Source organism: Croceitalea marina, from assembly GCF_042684265.1.
Lineage (GTDB): Bacteria > Bacteroidota > Bacteroidia > Flavobacteriales > Flavobacteriaceae > Croceitalea > Croceitalea marina.
This window is the reverse complement of sequence record NZ_JBHULB010000008.1, coordinates 100,971-114,797: the sequence shown is the minus strand read 5'-3', so window position 1 is coordinate 114,797 and position 13,827 is coordinate 100,971. Positions and strand designations below refer to the sequence as shown.

The window sequence follows — 13,827 nt, the reverse complement described above, 5'->3', positions numbered from 1 at the left end:
GCACGTTGTAAGCATGCTTTGTCTCCATTTTAAATAAATGGTAAAGAGCTCTTGGTTAGGCTTTAATTTGCCTATTCCTCAAAAACGGTAGATGAATAATCAGTATCCTTGTCATTATTTAAGGCTCGCATAAGGCCTTCTTCGCTTTTTTCGACTAATGAGGCATCAACGGGTTTGGCATAGCTAATGGCAATTTGGCTTATCTTGTTTTTCTTACCTCTATTGGACATTACATAACCCATTCCTTTTTCAGGTACCAAAGCCAGTGAAAAATCATCAGACGAACTATTAATGGTACTACCAAGGTTTACCGATTCTGTTAAGGTATTTTGAGCTACCTGTACTGCGAAAAGGTCTAGCCCACCATAGCCTTTTCGGCCTTCAGAGGCAAAAAACAATAGGGTGCCGTTTTTAAGGTTGGGGTAGAGGTCGTTCTTTTTGGTATTTACTTTTGGGCCTAGGTTTTTCGCGATTCCTACACTGCCATCAGCTTTGATATCTGATACATAAATATCATATTTTCCGAAGGTGCCCGGCATGTTAGAGGCAAAGAACAAGCGCTTGCCGTCAGCCGAAACTGTTGGATGTTTAGCAGAATAGTATTTCGGACATACCGCTATTTTTTGAATATTTTTCCACTCACCGTTCACATTACTGGCTTTATACAATACGTGGACCGGTTCTTTTTTTGAAAATACCCCAAACTCTGGTTTTACATAACTAATTTGACTAAAATAGGCGGTTTTTCCGTCTCTAGTGATACTCATTTCCGGAGTAAACCCTTCTTCACTTAAAGAAGATGATTTAGTATTTTGTGCTATTGCAGGAATGTCTATTTGCTGCTCAGACATACTTTTTTCAATGCCATAATCATTCTTTATGGCTGTAGCCCAATCTCTTTTTTCATTTGTAGTGTTACCCTTTAGTTTTTCTTGGGCATATTCATAGCGCTCTTGGTAACTACTGCTCAAACTACCAATCTGCACACTGTTCTGTAGTTTTTCGTACCAAAAAATGGCAGCTTCATAGTTTTCGGTAAGAAAGTTTACATTACCAAGGTCTTGAAAGATTTCAATTTCAGAATAACCTTGTTTCAGAAGTTCTAAATAATCATCGATTCTTTTGTCTGCCTCGCTTACTTTACGTTGGGCGTTTAAATTTAAGGCGAATACTAATCCGATTAAGACTAAATTCAATTTGTTCTTGGGGGAAGATTTCATAGCATTAAGATTTAGGATGTTAATACAGTACAAATATCAACATAGAATTTCACCCAATACTTATGAATTTTTCATAGGTTTTTCTTTTTAACGGTCTTTTTTGTATTTAAGCGGAGTTATTGTCAATATGGGCAGACTGATTGGTCTATATATGAATGTAGTTTACCCTATAAATGTGTCTTTGAAGAATCTGAAACCAACCTATTTATTTCTATTAGTTCAGCATTTGTCAAATCACGCCATTTACCAATAGGTACATCTAAATGCACATTCATGATACGAACACGCTTTAGTTTTCTTACCCTATAATCCAAATGTTCGCACATTCTTCTAATTTGGCGGTTTAGCCCTTGCGTTAGTATTATTTTAAACTGTTTTTCTGATATTTTTTCAACTTTACACTTTCTGGTAACGGTATCAAGAATTGGCACTCCATTCTCCATTTTAGTGATAAAATCGCTTGTTATAGGCTTGTTTACTGTTACTAGGTATTCTTTTTCATGATGATTTCGCGCCCTTAGTATTTTATTGACAATATCACCATCATTGGTCATAAATATCAAACCCTCACTTGGCTTATCTAATCTGCCTATAGGAAATATGCGTTTGGGGTAGTTAATAAAATCTATGATATTATCTTTTTCCACTCGTGTGTCCGTAGTACATACAATGCCAACTGGCTTGTTAAAAGCTAAGTATACTGGTTTTTCTTTGGGGTCAGAAATTGACTCCCCATCTACCTTTACAATATCTCCTTCCTTTACCTTAGTACCCAATTCGGGAATTTTTCCGTTAATGGTAATCCTATTTTGCTCAATAAGCTTATCCGCAGCCCTTCTAGAGCAATAGCCTACTTCACTTAGATATTTGTTGATTCTAGTTTCTTTCACTTTATAAAAAATATGCCATAAACAAAGGTAGAAACAAATAGGTTCAGAATTTTACCAGGGGTCATTATTGTGAAGGGTATAATTTGTAAAGATTTTCAAAAGGTGATAAAAATCATCTTTTTACGAAGGCCATGAAACTAATTTTGAACTATTAATCTTAAACAATTCAGGTATGAGTGCTTTATATTCTAAAATAGACAATGAATGGAACCAAAATTTTATGGGCTACTCTGCTCTAGCTATAATTTTATCAACTTGTGTTGGATCTTTGGCGATTTTGACTACGATTAAATTTGGTAATAGTTTTAGCCAAATGTTTCAGATATTTCTAGTCGTTGTTGCCTGTAGTGCGCATAATGCTTCAATATTAACTGTACAGAAACCAAGTTTGGTATTAAAATTATTGATTACCAGTTTGGTGGTTAGCAGCAGTATTATTTTTATTGGATTATTATAAACAATTTAAAATCAGGGCGTAATACCATGAAAATTATATTAAATTGGAGCTATGGATACTCTGGAGCAAGGGCGCTGCGAAAACTGTATAATACGACAGTTGAATTCTCTTAAAGCACTAAGCAAAAGTGAACTTAAGGCGATTTCTGATAGCAAGACAACAAAGTCAATAAAAAAGGGCGACACTATTTTTACTGAAGGTGAAAATTTGAATGGCGTATTTTGTGTACGAAATGGTGTCACTAAACTTTCTAAATTAAGCGCAAACGGCAAAGATCAAATAGTTAAGCTCGCCAAAAAAGGTGAAGTTTTAGGGCAACGGTCTGTAATAGCAAATCAAAAAACAAACTTAGCTGCAATTGCATTAAAGGATATGGAGGTTTGCTTTATTCCAAAACATAAACTAAATGAAAGCATCAACAATAATATAGAATTTACGAAAGAAATTTTATTGAAGATGACGGACGAGTTAAAGTTTGCTAATGATATGATTATGGACCTTTCTCAAAAAACGGTCAAACAAAGGGTAGCACAAATTTTACTTTATTTAAACAATAGTTTTGATAAAGACGATGAAGGTTTTATTGGACTCTATTTAACTAGAAATGATATTTCAGATATCGTAGGTACTGCAAAAGAAGCCTGCATACGAACTTTGACCGAACTGAAAAATGAAGGTTTCATATTTACCCAAGGTAAACGAATCAAAATTTTGAAGCCTAAATCCTTGTTACATTTTATAAATGGCATTTAGTTTAAAGCCAAAAAAGCAAAATCGCAACAATCATTGAGGGTTCTCTTTTGAGGAGAAAGAGTAACTATTCAAAGTTTCATTTTTATAGTATTTATATAACTTAAAAGCTTATTAAAATTCTACACCTACCAAATTGCCTTTTCAACAAAAAAGTTACAAGTTTAGAACGTTTGCGAAATTGCTTAAAACCATAAAGGTTTGTTAAGTGCGTTGATTAGGATTTCTAAGCTTGGTTTAATACATTATGTTTTACTTGTACTAATCACTTTGTCTAAAATCAAGTAATCCATTTTAATTAGTTTTAAGTTCTTCAGGTGATTGTTTTCTGTTCATTAATAGCCAAAAACCTAAGAATATGAGGACTATTGAAATAAAAAAATACCAAAAATCTAATTGATAATAAATTTGAGAAGGAACACTATTTCCAGCTAAAGAAACCAATACCGCCAGGGCAAGACGAATAATTCCATGCCCTGTTATAAGGATAGACCAAGTTTTAATGATATGTTGCAGGGATACAATTTTTAGTTTCCGCAGAAAAATAAGTAGAATTACAGATGTTAGCACAAATAATAAAGGAAAGTAAGACTTGGCCAAAAAGTGCTGTACAATGTGGATTAATAACGGTAAGAAACTTAGATATAAAACAATCCGTTTCAACTTTGATTTATCTTTAAACATCTTCATCATTTTCCAAAATTTTTGTAATAATACTTTTAATGTATTGAGTGGTGTTTGCCAAAAAACCAAAGTTTATGGTTTCATAAGTATCTTTACTACTGTGATAATAAGGTGTCCTATCGTCCAATTCCTCAAATGGATGAACTGTCGGATAACCTGCTTCCATAAAAGGTTTGTTGTCTGAACCGGCACCATTAATAATTTGAATAGGAATTTTACGCACTTCAGCTTCGCTCCTATATATTTCTTCCAAAAAGGGTGTTGGCGATTGTAATGTTAGGGCAAAATCTCCATCTGAATCATAGCCAATCAAATCGAAAATATGGACGGAATTTACATCAAGAATTTTTTTCTGAATGCTTTCAACATAAGTCGTGCTGCCCACCTCGTCATCTTCCTCTTGGTCAAAAAATACAATTAAAACATTATAATTTCTGTGTTCTAGTTGCTTCAATTCTTTCGCAAGTGCTAAGCATAGTGCAACACCGCTAGCATTGTCAACAGCGCCTGGTGAATTTCTCTCTGAATCGTAATGAGCGCCCAAAATAATATATTCTTTAGTTGTAACTGTAGCCAAGAGTTTTCCAACTACATTATTACCCCTATTCGGTCGAAAGAACAGGTCCAAAAAATAATTGCTCTGAGATTTTCGGTAATTCTGCAACTCAGAAAACCATCCTAAGTTTCTTAGTTCTTTTGCTAGATAGTTAGCGGTTATAAATCGTTCTTTATAAGTAGCTCGTTGGTGAAGGTAAATACCCGCATCAATAACCTCTTTCCCAGTCAGTTTTGAAATAATCTTTTTTTGATAGGAAACTATTGAATTATTTTCTTGGGCATTACACACTAAAAAGACCCAGAAAAAGGAGATAAAAAAGATTTGTCTAAACATATGCTATACTGGTTATTTGTTCATACGCCAATTTGCCCAAGTCTGTAGCAGGTTCATTGCTACTTTTTTCCCATTGGAACTATTGGTAAGGACAATAAAGCCATCTCGGTCATTAAAATCCATCATAAAACCAGCTTCCCAACCTGTATTAGTTCCTGCATGACCAACAACTTTGATTGGGCCAAAATTATGTATGGCATACCCTAAACCATAGGCACCTCTTTCTGTTTGTGTCGTTGGAATGAGTTGTATCATTTCTTTTATTGTTTCTTGAGACAGAACTGGATTCTCGGAGAATTGGGCTTTCGCGAAAATGGCCAAATCTTTGAGAGTGGTATGCAGTCCAGCTGCTGCTTTTGCAGTAAATTGTTCCAGATAGATTTCGTTTCCGTCCTTATCATACGGTTTAGCGGATTTTGATAAAATCATTTCATTGATGGTAAAGCTCGTGTCGTTCAAACCAAGTGGTTGAAGAACATGTTCTTGCATATAATTCTCAAACTTCTGTCTTGTCACTTCTTCAATGATCAGTTGCAAAATAGTATAGCCACCACCAGAGTATTTAAACTGGGTTTGTGGTTCTAAGATTAACTTAACGGCTTCATTTTCTCGTATCGGACCATTTTCACCTGTAAGGGAAGCTTCTAGACTTGGCAGTTTGTGGTTTGGATGAAAGCCTGGATAACCGTGAACTGATACCCCAGCAGTATGGCTTAACAATGCTCTAATGGTAACCTTGTTATGGTCAAATTCAGATTCAGGTAATTTCCAACGAGTCAAATAGGTTTCAACAGGAATATCGAGGTTGAGCTTCCCTTTTTTGACCAAGTTCATTATACCCCATGCCGTAAAGAGTTTTGAGATTGAGCCAATATTGAAACCTGTTGTTGGTCCTACTTCTACTTCTTTGTTTTTATCTGCATGACCGTGCCCTTTTTCATAGATAACCTGACCGTTTTTAATAATGGCGATTGCGGCGCCCGGTACATTTGCTTTGGCCATAATGGCTGGAATATTGGTGTTCATCAATGTATCAATAGATTTGGTTTTTGGTTGAACTGATGATTGGGGTATTAAGTTTTTAGAACAAAGTAGTATGGATATTATTATAACAAACTTTAATGTTTTCATTAGATAAAATTTTAAGATTCCTCAAATCTAGAATCTTAACAAGTGATTTTTTAATAAGAATGATTGACGGAACCAATTCTCATGTAATCAACCTCAATTTTATATTCAATGGTATCTATGTTGGTTTTTGTACATTTTATACCTGAAAATAGGCTGTGTATCAAATAATTTGTTGTCTTTTATTTATAAAAATATCTTTACAAGATGTTTTCAAGAAACCAAAAAAACTTCTCAAAAATCTTGGCAACTCTTTTGCTTATAGTCGCCAGTATTGGGATGGTATACTATAAACAGGAAATCGAAAAATCGTCAGAAGCGGTTTATGAAACTTACTTTTTGATTTTTCAAGTATTGTTTTTCTCGGTTTTGGGCTATTCGGCCATTTCTTGGTTTTATAAACTGATAAGAAATTATAGACTGCTCAAAAACGAAAAAACGGAAGCCGAATTGAGCTTGCTAAAAAGTAAAATAGATCCGCATTTCTTTTTCAATACGCTCAATAACCTCTACGGATTAGCTATGACAAAATCCGATAAGACTCCAGAAGTCATTTTGAAATTATCCGAGATAATGCGCTACACTATCTATGAGGGAGAAAAGAACCTAACCCCCCTCAAAAATGAAATTTCTTATCTTGAAGAATATATAGATATTCAAAAGATACGATATCAAAAAAATGTAGATATTGAATTTTTAAAAGATGTACAAGATGACTCTCAATTGGTCGCGCCGCTTCTTTTTATAATGCTGGTTGAAAATGCCTTTAAACATGGTATTGAAAGCCTTGCCAAGAATGCTTTTGTACGCTTTCATTTATTCCAAGAAGGCCATACTGTTACTTTTGAAGTTGAGAATAATTACGAAAGAAAAATTGAGAATAAACTAAACGGTATGGGTTTAATGAATCTAAAAAAGAGGTTACAGTATCTGTATCCAAATCGACATAGTTTAGATTTAACTGAAAATGCGACAACATATCGTGCGAAAATGTCATTATCAATAAAATGATTAGATATGCTATCATTGATGACGAGCCCATCGCTCATAAAATCATCGAACAGTTTGCCAATGAGATTAGCAGCATAGAGAAGGCAGGTAATTGTTATGACGCTTTTCAAGCCATAGAACTTTTACAACGCGAGAAATTAGATTTGCTATTTTTGGATATTAATATGCCAAAACTCTCAGGCTTTGATATGCTCAAAACCCTTAAAAACCCTCCCAAAATAATTGTTACCACTGCCTATAAGGAATTTGCTTTGGAAGGTTATGAATTACCAATAACGGATTACCTATTAAAACCTTTTTCCTTCCTACGCTTTCTAAAAGCAGTAAACAAGGTTTTGGAGTTTAAACAAGACAAAGAAAAATCAACTTGTGCCCCTAAAGATTATGTCGAGATCAAAGTTGATAAAAAGAAATATCGTGTAAAACTGGGTGACATTCTTTACATTGAAGCACAGGGTAATTATTGTAAGATAGTATCTAAAACAGAAAAATTGCTTACACTTCATAAAATTTCAGATTTCCAGCAAGAATTACCCAAGCAATTCATTCGTGTACATAATTCGTTTATCGTAAACAAAGATGCTATTAGCGCAACGGAGGGAAACAGAATCTACATTAATAAGGTTATTGTTCCCATTGGTAGGACCTATAGGAAAAAACCTGATTTATAGTTTCTAAATCCATTGGCTAGATTCCCCAACGTTGTACACCTGACTTTATTTGACATTAAAGGATATTTTATAAAATAAAAAACCCTGTAATTAAATATTTACAGGGTTTTTGTGCCATTTAATGGTCTTTTCGCGGAGAAAGAGGAACTATCTTAAATCTGATTTTTCTAGTGTTTTTAGGGGCTAAGAGCTGTCTTGTTTTCTACCTCCACCGAAACCGCCCCTTTTTAACAAAAGTTTACCATTTATGTAGTGTTTTGGAGCTAATTGATGTATTTAGAGTTCAATAAACATCATTGTTCAATGCCGTATGTCGATAAAAGCGAAAATTTTAGACTTATACTTCAATTGTGTCTAAATCATGAACATTACTATCGTCCACATGTTAATCGAATGAACCATCCCGAAAAACCCTTTAAGAATTTACCACCCGCACCCCCAACTATAGACGTAAAGATTAAAGAGTATTGATGAGTGTATCATATATGAAGAACTTACAGTATTACACCGCATCGTATAGCTGGCAAAGACAAATGTCCATCACTGGTTAAAATTCAATGGTAAGAAGATCATATTTTGCTATTACATTTAGAAATTCTAATAAATAACCAAAAATTCCAGACTATGCTGAAATTATAAATACATCATTTTTTTGGGAAACTAAAGATTGACATAGAGAACTACACCTTGCTTGGGAGTAGTCCGAACTTCTCTTTAAAGCTCTTCGTAAAGTAAGACATATTACTGTAGCCAACTGAATAGGCAATTTCCGATACTGAACCTACTTTATTTTCCAGCATTTTTCTAGCTTCATTCAAACGTATCTCAGAAACTAATTGCCCAGCCGATTTATTAAGTAATGCCTTAAGTTTGCGATGTAATTGCGCCCGACTAAATCCAACTCGGGAGGCTATGTCTTCTACTGACAGTAACTCGTTGTCAAGGTTTTCCTTAATAGTCTTTACCACTTTTTGTACAAACACATCATCTACCGATTTGAGTTCAAGATCAGATATCAGTGGAAGGTCCAATGATTTAAATTGTTCCCAAATTTTCTTGCGAGCTTGAATCAGGTTTTTGATTCGGACTAGGAGTTCCTCGGCATCAAAGGGTTTGGTGAGATAGGCATCTGCGCCCTGCATAAGCCCAGCCAGCTTATTGGACTTTCCAGCTTTGGCCGTAAGCATGATAATGGGAATGTGACTAGTCTTTACATTGTTCTTTAAACTATTACAAAGTTCGTAACCGTCTTTTTTAGGCATCATCACATCACTTATCACAAGATCTGGGATATGCTCGAAGGCCATTCGCTCGCCTTGTAATCCGTCATCGGCTGTGATCAAGGTGTACTGATCTTTTAAAATTTCGAAAATGAAATCCTGCAAACTTGTATTGTCCTCGACTATCAATACTAAGTTTTCATGGTTATCTACTGGAGTGTGCATAGCACCATTCTCACTAAGTGGCACAATCGTTTGAGCTGACTTGATGGGTGATGCATCCCTCTTATTATTTTGTAGGAGTACGCTTTCCGGGAATCCGTTTGGAGTAATCGGTAACCTGACCTTTATGGAGGTGCCCCGTCCTTTTCTACTGTGAACACTGATGATCCCATTTTGTAGATCGATTAGTTCTTTGGTTAGCGCTAGACCGATACCCGATCCTTTGGCTTCGCTACCCTCAACTCGATAAAAGCGATCAAATATCCGATCGACTTCTTCCTTACACATACCAGCACCGGTATCGCTTATTTCAATAGATACACATTCTTCAGTATGACTTACCGCTACATTGACAGCTCCGCCTTGAGGAGTATATTTAAAGGCATTGGAAAGGAGATTGTTGAGTATTTTTTCTAGCTTGTCTTTGTCGTAATATGCATTCTCCAACTCCTCTGCAAAATTAGAATTCAGACTAATACTCTGTTCTTCTGCCACGCTCTCAAAGGAGAATACGATAGACTTGATAAATTGGATCAATCTGCCCTGAGTCAAATTTAAGTGAATTGCACCACTTTCTATTTTGGCGATGTCTAGCAGTTGATCGATCAAGATTTGCAATCGGTTGGTATTCTTCTTTATAAGCGAATACACTTTATTGGGGAGGAGTATTGAATCTCCAGAGCCAGTCTCCGAACTTTTCTTGGCGCGCTCTAAAGGACCACTAATCAAGGTCAGAGGGGTTCTGAACTCATGACTAATATTGGCAAAAAAGCGCGTTTTAATATCGTCCAGATCTTTCATGCGGTTCATTTCGGCAATATTCCATTGGGCTTCTAATTTTGCCTCATTATTCGCTTTCATAATCACTTGGCGCCGGTAAGCAATCCCGAAAGAGAATATGATTATTTGAGCAAACATAGCCCAAGAGTGTGGTTCAAAGCCAGGAAAGTTGATCCAACCAGCAGACCAAGCACTCCCAATTATCAAAAGCACCAGTCCGATGATGGCCCCCATACCAAAGTACCTCGCAAAATTGTCTTTACGTGAGGCGATAATAATACTCAATACCAACCCTAGAAAGTTGATAAAGACCATAATGTGATTAGAGGCGCCTACTGCTATCATTCGGGGCTGAATAGAGGTAAATACCACTGTAGCTATAACAATGACCATATACAGGATCATTAACGACGCTAGTGCTAGTATCCACTTGTCCAATCTAGGGAACTTTTCTTTGGACTGAATAAAGGACCGCCCAAAAAACCAAAACACGAAATAGACTCCCTGTGAAAAAAAGAACCAAAAAATAAAACTGTACTCATAAATGTGATCCAGTACCCCGCCTACAGACATCAACAAGGTCATAAAACAGAAGAAAACCCAAAGGGAGAAATATAAAAAAATGGTGTCCTTAACATAAAGGTATTGTAGCAAATGATACAATAAAATAATAAAGGTAACGCCTAGCATAAAAATATAGAACCCGTTGTTGAACTCATTGATTTCGTGGTAATAGGCCTGAGACGGTCCTCGAAAATTTAGATTAAAAAATGGGGGGTACCCAAAGTTATTCCCGCTTACGCGAAATACTAATGTTACTGGAGTACCTACCGGCACAGGATCGAGACGAATTCTATTTAACACCCAGTTTTCTTTAATGTCTCTATCACTTCTTGAATATCCAGGACCTGTTTTTTTATGAAATAAAAGCTGTTCGTCGGCAAAAGCATAAACATCTACTTTTCCATTGCCCTTTACCCAAGCTGGACCGCCAATAAAAATATCTTTAAAATGGAGTGTCCATCCTTGAAGACTATCGACAGCGATAAAGTTTAATTCACCCCACAGTCTTTCTTGTCCCATAAAATAGCGGGGAAGTTCGTTACCTGGTATAAAAGTACCAGAGGTATTGGTAAGAATATCGGTTGCTGTTACCTCTTCATTGGTGTCGGGATAGACTTTAAGGTAGTCCCCTAATTCATGCACGGGGTATTTTGGATCCAGTTCATAGAGTTCTTGACCACACACAGAAAGTACGATCAACAAATGGAAAAATAAAAGCGGTAGACTATTTTTCATTGTTCTGAAACCAAAAGATACTGAAATCATCAGTTCCTTTTGATAAAGCTAAGGTCAAAATATTAAGAATCAGCCAGTAACACTCAGGTTTCATTAAGTAACAATTTGGTATCATAGTCACTTTGATGTTACAAAACAATCACTCTTTGCAACTTCTATGTCATTCTAGTATGTGGACTAGAAATAGGTTTGTATCAACATTGTAAAGGGTCTAGAAAACCTATAATTCAAACACAGACATCATGAACAGAAAAAAGTTTTTGACTCAATTAGGGAGCGCTGGCTTACTCACGCTTATTCCGATCAAGCGGTCTTTTCCTGCCTCAAAGGCATCATTAAGTCAGGCAACAGTAGCTACTAAAGAAAAAATCATGCTGAGCGGAGAGGGTGAAGTATTAAAGGTACTCGGAGAAATTCAAACCCATAAACTGAGTGGAGCTGATACGAACAATCAAATCACCGAATGGGTCAACGAAGCGCCGCCTGGAATGGGAATACCTATGCACATACATACGAAAGAAGATGAGATTTTTAGAGTATTAAAAGGACAGGTAAAAATAACAGTGGGTACCAACACGGTCGTGTTGAGTCCTGGAGATATGGCTTATGCGCCAAAAAATATTCCTCATGCTTGGGAAATAGTCGGGATGGAAACCGCAAGTATGGCCACCAGCGCCTTTCCCGCAGGGATGGAGCTTATGTTTGAAGAATTGGACGCGTTACCTGATGGCCCCCCAGATCTTGAACGGGTCGCCCAGATTTGTGCTAACTACGGAATTCGATTTGTATAAATTAAAATTTTTTAAAACTCAAGATTATGGAAACTAAACACTTATTAAAAATGTATGTGCTCATCGCTCTTAGTACTCTTACGGTAGGCTGTAGCACAGATGATGACAATGAAGAATCTTTAGCACTGTGGGAAATTGAAGTAAACGAGCTTAAGACGGCCACCGCTAAATATAGGGATGTCCAAGTGGCTGCCGATGAAGGATTTATAGATGTTTCTGGTTTTGTGCCCAATATGGGACATCATTACTTATCCCCGTCACGAGTGGATGACATCGTGAAACTAGATGAACCAGAAATAGTCTTATATGCTCCTGATACAAATGGTATCATGCAGATGGTCGCCGTAGAATTTGTCGTACCTGTGGAGGACCTGGAAAATCCAGGAGCACCTCCAGAAGGTTTTACTGGTGATCTGGATGTATGGCATTTAAATACCAATTTAAGTCAGTGGCAATTACACGTGTGGGTTGTACGAGAAAATCCTGATGGCATCTTTGCTGAATTTAATCCAGCTATAGGAACAGGGGATTAGACCATTTCATTGTATGTGGAGTCTATACCCTAAGAATCGGGGGAATCTTAGGACTACAGGCAACGCCTTTGAAATATAAAACCGCAAGCATCTATGCTGCGGTTTTTTCTTATTTGCAGGCTTTTGATTTAATTTCAGGGAAAAAGGATCCGTGAACTCATTTCTAAAGTACTTTTTGAATTATTGGCTGAGCCTGTATGCTTTTGAATCTGGTCAAGGTGCTTCTTTTTTATAACATAAGCCTAGCAAGAAACTTATGAGATCATCTACCCGTGCATATCACGTTTTGTTAAAAGGTCTCTAGTTGCAACGTAACTCTTATTTTTACTTTGCATTCTTACGCTTTCGCGAAAGCGTAAGAAACCCTAAAACATAAACAATGATGAACCATCCCACCATAAACCGTAGTGCACTCTTAGTAGTACCTAAACAACCCTTTTACGATTGGAGCAATGCCCTTACACCCGATCTAACTCCCGTTAGCATAGAAAATATTTCAGATTACAACACTTATTTACTAGAAGATGAGCTATTTCTAGACAACCCTAAAAAGGAATTAAATAAGTACTGGAAAACCATCTTCATAAGTGAACTATTTGGGCAGTGGACAAATGAAGAGGACTATCCAGACCTAAGTTGGGAGTTATTTACCCATTGGTTTGATTTTTATAAATCTTCGATAATAAGTGATCTTACCGATGCGCCTTTGTATACTGAAGAGTACGGATAAAAAAGATACTTTTCTCTAAGTTGGAAAAAAGAGAGCTAATCAAAGTTTGATTTTTTTAGTTCAGCGGTCTTTAGGATTCTTAAATGTTATGATACCGAATTAGCAATTTGTTGATGAATTTTTGGAAGTTCTTAAAGGTTTTGCCTCTATTTGAATTAGAAGTAAGGTATTCCGTATACTTCTGATGACTCTTGAATCCAGTCTTAATCTTAGATTAAAAAAATGTTTACTATAATACACATTTTATTAATTTTACTTATATTTGTGTACTATAATAAACAATTATGATTGATTCTATTACAATCAAAGCTGTAAAATCCAGGCTGGGCGAGCTTTGTAAGTCTAAAAGACAAAGTTACGATATGTCTCAACAAGATCTTGGCGATGCTTTAGGGTTGTCTAGATATACGATTCAGAAATTTGAAAGTGGTAAAAATGCCACTTTGGATACAGTTTTAAAGATTGCCAATCATTTCGGTTTACTACAATCCATTTTTAAAGGCGTTAATCAAGTCGTTGATGAACAAAACGACATTTCACTGTATTAAT

General features: G+C 36.0%; 14 protein-coding genes. 8 read left to right on the top strand and 6 right to left on the bottom strand.

All coding sequences use genetic code 11. The annotated features are described in order from the left end of the window. Positions 1–71: 71 nt before the first annotated feature. Both ACFSQJ_RS07495 and rluF read right to left on the bottom strand, forming a co-directional pair. Entirely contained in the window at positions 72–1,220 is a 1,149-nt protein-coding gene (locus ACFSQJ_RS07495) for a cell envelope biogenesis protein OmpA (protein WP_377766329.1), read from the bottom strand. A 167-nt stretch (positions 1,221–1,387) separates the two neighbouring features. Then, positions 1,388–2,110, bottom strand: coding sequence for a 23S rRNA pseudouridine(2604) synthase RluF (gene rluF / locus ACFSQJ_RS07490; RefSeq protein ID WP_377766328.1), 723 nt, complete (start codon positions 2,108–2,110; stop codon positions 1,388–1,390). Positions 2,111–2,282: 172 nt separating this feature from the next. Between rluF and ACFSQJ_RS07485 the strand changes: the two genes are divergently transcribed. Next, positions 2,283–2,567, top strand: coding sequence for a hypothetical protein (locus ACFSQJ_RS07485; protein ID WP_377766327.1), 285 nt, complete (start codon positions 2,283–2,285; stop codon positions 2,565–2,567). A gap of 51 nt (positions 2,568–2,618) precedes the next feature. Next, positions 2,619–3,320, top strand: a complete 702-nt coding sequence (locus ACFSQJ_RS07480; protein ID WP_377766326.1) for a Crp/Fnr family transcriptional regulator — start codon at positions 2,619–2,621, stop codon at positions 3,318–3,320. Between the two features lie 291 nt (positions 3,321–3,611). Here the strand turns inward: ACFSQJ_RS07480 and ACFSQJ_RS07475 are convergent, their stop codons facing one another. Genes ACFSQJ_RS07475 through ACFSQJ_RS07465 form a run of 3 tightly spaced genes read right to left on the bottom strand, consistent with a single transcriptional unit; the run spans position 3,612 to position 6,024 of the window. Then, complete coding sequence (locus ACFSQJ_RS07475; RefSeq protein ID WP_377766325.1) at positions 3,612–4,010, bottom strand: hypothetical protein; 399 nt, start codon at positions 4,008–4,010, stop codon at positions 3,612–3,614. Then, the gene (locus tag ACFSQJ_RS07470; RefSeq protein WP_377766324.1) at positions 3,994–4,893 is read right to left on the bottom strand and encodes a M28 family metallopeptidase; all 900 of its coding nucleotides are present in this window, start codon (positions 4,891–4,893) and stop codon (positions 3,994–3,996) included. Before ACFSQJ_RS07470 ends, ACFSQJ_RS07475 begins: the two co-directional genes overlap by 17 nt. 12 nt (positions 4,894–4,905) lie before the next feature. After that, a complete protein-coding gene (locus ACFSQJ_RS07465; protein ID WP_377766323.1) occupies positions 4,906–6,024 on the bottom strand; it encodes a serine hydrolase domain-containing protein in 1,119 nt (372 codons plus the stop codon). 204 nt (positions 6,025–6,228) lie between these two features. On the opposite strand from ACFSQJ_RS07465, the gene ACFSQJ_RS07460 reads away from it, so the two are divergent. Continuing rightward, positions 6,229–7,032 carry a sensor histidine kinase gene (locus ACFSQJ_RS07460; RefSeq protein WP_377766322.1) on the top strand — a complete coding sequence of 268 codons (804 nt, stop codon included), beginning with the start codon at positions 6,229–6,231 and terminating at the stop codon, positions 7,030–7,032. Beyond that, a complete protein-coding gene (locus ACFSQJ_RS07455) occupies positions 7,029–7,703 on the top strand; it encodes a LytR/AlgR family response regulator transcription factor (RefSeq protein WP_377766321.1) in 675 nt (224 codons plus the stop codon). The genes ACFSQJ_RS07460 and ACFSQJ_RS07455 overlap by 4 nt, the downstream gene beginning before the upstream one ends. 680 nt (positions 7,704–8,383) lie before the next feature. On the opposite strand, the gene ACFSQJ_RS07450 is transcribed toward ACFSQJ_RS07455, so the two are convergent. Continuing rightward, on the bottom strand, positions 8,384–11,254 hold the full coding sequence (locus ACFSQJ_RS07450; RefSeq protein ID WP_106145971.1) for an ATP-binding protein: 2,871 nt from the start codon (positions 11,252–11,254) through the stop codon (positions 8,384–8,386). Positions 11,255–11,595: 341 nt separating this feature from the next. On the opposite strand from ACFSQJ_RS07450, the gene ACFSQJ_RS07445 reads away from it, so the two are divergent. From ACFSQJ_RS07445 to ACFSQJ_RS07430, 4 genes are all read left to right on the top strand, one after another. Beyond that, positions 11,596–12,015, top strand: a complete 420-nt coding sequence (locus ACFSQJ_RS07445; protein WP_245912049.1) for a cupin domain-containing protein — start codon at positions 11,596–11,598, stop codon at positions 12,013–12,015. 26 nt (positions 12,016–12,041) lie between these two features. Continuing rightward, a complete protein-coding gene (locus ACFSQJ_RS07440; protein WP_106145975.1) occupies positions 12,042–12,548 on the top strand; it encodes a hypothetical protein in 507 nt (168 codons plus the stop codon). A 379-nt stretch (positions 12,549–12,927) separates the two neighbouring features. After that, on the top strand, positions 12,928–13,278 hold the full coding sequence (locus ACFSQJ_RS07435; RefSeq protein ID WP_106145977.1) for a hypothetical protein: 351 nt from the start codon (positions 12,928–12,930) through the stop codon (positions 13,276–13,278). Between the two features lie 284 nt (positions 13,279–13,562). Then, positions 13,563–13,826, top strand: a complete 264-nt coding sequence (locus tag ACFSQJ_RS07430; RefSeq protein WP_106145979.1) for a helix-turn-helix transcriptional regulator — start codon at positions 13,563–13,565, stop codon at positions 13,824–13,826. Position 13,827: the final 1 nt, after the last annotated feature.

What these genes read in the sequence shown, in the direction of transcription:
- ACFSQJ_RS07475 (WP_377766325.1), bottom strand. Translation starts at nt 4,010, where the DNA reads ATGATGAAGATGTTTAAAGATAAATCAAAGTTGAAACGGATTGTTTTA.
- ACFSQJ_RS07440 (WP_106145975.1), top strand. Translation starts at nt 12,042, where the DNA reads ATGGAAACTAAACACTTATTAAAAATGTATGTGCTCATCGCTCTTAGT.
- ACFSQJ_RS07485 (WP_377766327.1), top strand. Translation starts at nt 2,283, where the DNA reads ATGAGTGCTTTATATTCTAAAATAGACAATGAATGGAACCAAAATTTT.
- ACFSQJ_RS07480 (WP_377766326.1), top strand. Translation starts at nt 2,619, where the DNA reads ATGGATACTCTGGAGCAAGGGCGCTGCGAAAACTGTATAATACGACAG.
- ACFSQJ_RS07430 (WP_106145979.1), top strand. Translation starts at nt 13,563, where the DNA reads ATGATTGATTCTATTACAATCAAAGCTGTAAAATCCAGGCTGGGCGAG.
- ACFSQJ_RS07470 (WP_377766324.1), bottom strand. Translation starts at nt 4,893, where the DNA reads ATGTTTAGACAAATCTTTTTTATCTCCTTTTTCTGGGTCTTTTTAGTG.
- ACFSQJ_RS07455 (WP_377766321.1), top strand. Translation starts at nt 7,029, where the DNA reads ATGATTAGATATGCTATCATTGATGACGAGCCCATCGCTCATAAAATC.
- ACFSQJ_RS07435 (WP_106145977.1), top strand. Translation starts at nt 12,928, where the DNA reads ATGATGAACCATCCCACCATAAACCGTAGTGCACTCTTAGTAGTACCT.
- ACFSQJ_RS07460 (WP_377766322.1), top strand. Translation starts at nt 6,229, where the DNA reads ATGTTTTCAAGAAACCAAAAAAACTTCTCAAAAATCTTGGCAACTCTT.
- ACFSQJ_RS07445 (WP_245912049.1), top strand. Translation starts at nt 11,596, where the DNA reads ATGCTGAGCGGAGAGGGTGAAGTATTAAAGGTACTCGGAGAAATTCAA.
- ACFSQJ_RS07450 (WP_106145971.1), bottom strand. Translation starts at nt 11,254, where the DNA reads ATGATTTCAGTATCTTTTGGTTTCAGAACAATGAAAAATAGTCTACCG.
- ACFSQJ_RS07495 (WP_377766329.1), bottom strand. Translation starts at nt 1,220, where the DNA reads ATGAAATCTTCCCCCAAGAACAAATTGAATTTAGTCTTAATCGGATTA.
- ACFSQJ_RS07465 (WP_377766323.1), bottom strand. Translation starts at nt 6,024, where the DNA reads ATGAAAACATTAAAGTTTGTTATAATAATATCCATACTACTTTGTTCT.